General features: G+C 61.0%; 2 protein-coding genes. Both read right to left on the bottom strand.

What is annotated here, in order from left to right:
• On the bottom strand, positions 1 to 1,274 hold a 1,274-nt coding region (gene sufB, locus EN991_RS33595), incomplete at its 3' end, for a Fe-S cluster assembly protein SufB (protein WP_127370347.1).
• Between the two features lie 243 nt (positions 1,275 to 1,517).
• Positions 1,518 to 2,151: aminotransferase class V-fold PLP-dependent enzyme (locus EN991_RS33590; protein ID WP_127370346.1), on the bottom strand; the 634-nt coding region annotated here is incomplete at its 5' end.

Below are 2,151 nucleotides of genomic sequence, written 5' to 3'. Positions count from 1 at the left end.
CCGCACTGGTCGCCGATCAGCAGGGAATCGCAGTTGGTGAAGTTGCGGGCGTTGGTCGCCTTGCGGTGCGCCGAGACCTGGCCGCGATAGGTGTTCTGCGAGAAGCCGGCGGCGATGCCTTTGGAGATGATGCGGCTCGACGTGTTCTTGCCGAGGTGGATCATCTTGGTGCCGCTGTCGACCTGCTGATAGCCGTTCGACACGGCGATCGAATAGAATTCGCCGGAGGAATCATCGCCGCGCAGGATGCAGCTCGGATATTTCCAGGTGATCGCCGAGCCGGTCTCGACCTGCGTCCACGAGATCTTCGAGCGATCGCCACGGCAGTCGCCGCGCTTGGTGACGAAATTGTAGATGCCACCCTTGCCCTCGGCGTCTCCGGGATACCAGTTCTGCACCGTCGAATATTTGATCTCGGCATCGTCGAGCGCCACCAGTTCGACGACGGCGGCATGCAGCTGGTTCTCATCGCGCTGCGGCGCCGTGCAGCCTTCGAGATAGGAGACGTAAGCCCCCTCCTCGGCGATGATCAGCGTGCGCTCGAACTGGCCGGTGTTCTTCTCGTTCATGCGGAAATAGGTCGACAGCTCCATCGGGCAGCGCACGCCCTTGGGCACGAAGACGAACGAGCCGTCGGTGAACACGGCCGAATTCAGCGTGGCGTAATAATTATCGGAGGTCGGCACAACCGAGCCGAGATACTTCTTCACCAGTTCGGGATGCTCGCGGATGGCTTCCGAGATCGAGCAGAAGATGACGCCGGCCTGCGCCAGCTCCTTCTTGAAGGTGGTGACGACGGAAACGGAATCGAACACGGCGTCGACGGCGACGCGGCCCGATTTGTAGACATTGTCGCTGACTTCCTCGAGTTCCGAGGCGTCGGTCTTCTGCACGCCGGCGAGGATTTCCTGCTCGCGCAGCGGAATACCGAGCTTCTCGTAGACCTTCAAGAGTTCGGGATCGACATCGCTGAGCGAGGTCGGGCCGGGCGTGCTCTTGGGCGCCGCGTAGAAGTAGATGTCCTGGAAATCGATCTTGGGATAGTGGACGCGCGCCCAGGTCGGCTCGTCAAGCGTCAGCCAACGGCGATAGGCTTCCAGACGCCATTCCAGCATCCAGGACGGTTCATCCTTCTTGGCCGAAATGAAACGGATAATGTCTTCGCTGAGGCCTTTGGGGGCCTTATCCATCGCGATTTCGGTCTGGAATCCATATTTGTATTGGTCGACGTCGATCTTTCGGACCCGATCGATCGTGTCCTGCACAGCAGGCATATGCGTTCTCCATCCACGCCGGGGTCAAGGCCCGACAGTTTTCAAACTATGGCACCGCCAAAACGAACCCCAAAAAGGCGCTTGCGGCAGCGTAAGTTTCATATAGTGCGCTTCGACCGGAAATTCACCCGGCCAACATGAAACGCACGGCTCTACCAGGCCGAATGGCCCAAATCATTTTCGTCAAGCATCGGATTTTCCCGAAAACCGCTACGCGCTTTTCGGTCCGATGCTCCCACCCGCTTACGCGGCCTTTTCTCTGTCCGCCCGACGCGCGGCGATTCCCGTCAGCGCAACGCGAAACAACTCGATGTCTTCCGCGCCCGTCGCCGGACCGATCGACACGCGCAAGGCGCCAAGGCTGTCACCGTATCCCATGGCTTTCAGCACATGGCTCGGTCCGACCTTGCCGGACGAACAGGCAGAGCCGGCCGACAGCGCTACGCCGGCCAGGTCGAAGGCGATCTGCGCGGTTTCGGCTTTGACGCCCGCAATAGCGAAGAATGCCGTATTGGCAAGCCTTGGCGCACCGGTTCCGAAGATTTCCGCGTCCGGCACCAGCGTTTTCACGATGGCCTCGATCTCGTCGCGGCGCCGGCGCACCGTATCCATGGCCGGCAATCCGGCCAGGGCCTCGCGGGCGGCCGCGCCAAAACCGGCAATGGCAGCGAGGTTTTCAGTCCCGCCGCGATGGCCCTTTTCCTGACCGCCGCCATTGATCAACGGCTTCGGCATCATCAGATCCGAAGCCGCGACGATGGCGCCGACGCCCTTGGGACCACCGATCTTGTGCGAGGACAGAATCAGATAATCGGCGTAACCCGCTGATAGATCGATCGAAACACGCCCGGCGGCCTGCACGGCGTCGACCATGAGG

The sequence above is a fragment of the Mesorhizobium sp. M7A.F.Ca.US.005.03.2.1 genome, from assembly GCF_003997795.1.
Taxonomy (GTDB): Bacteria; Pseudomonadota; Alphaproteobacteria; order Rhizobiales; family Rhizobiaceae; genus Mesorhizobium; species Mesorhizobium ciceri.
Note: the sequence above shows the minus strand (reverse complement) of the source record. Positions and strands in the feature narration are given on the sequence as shown.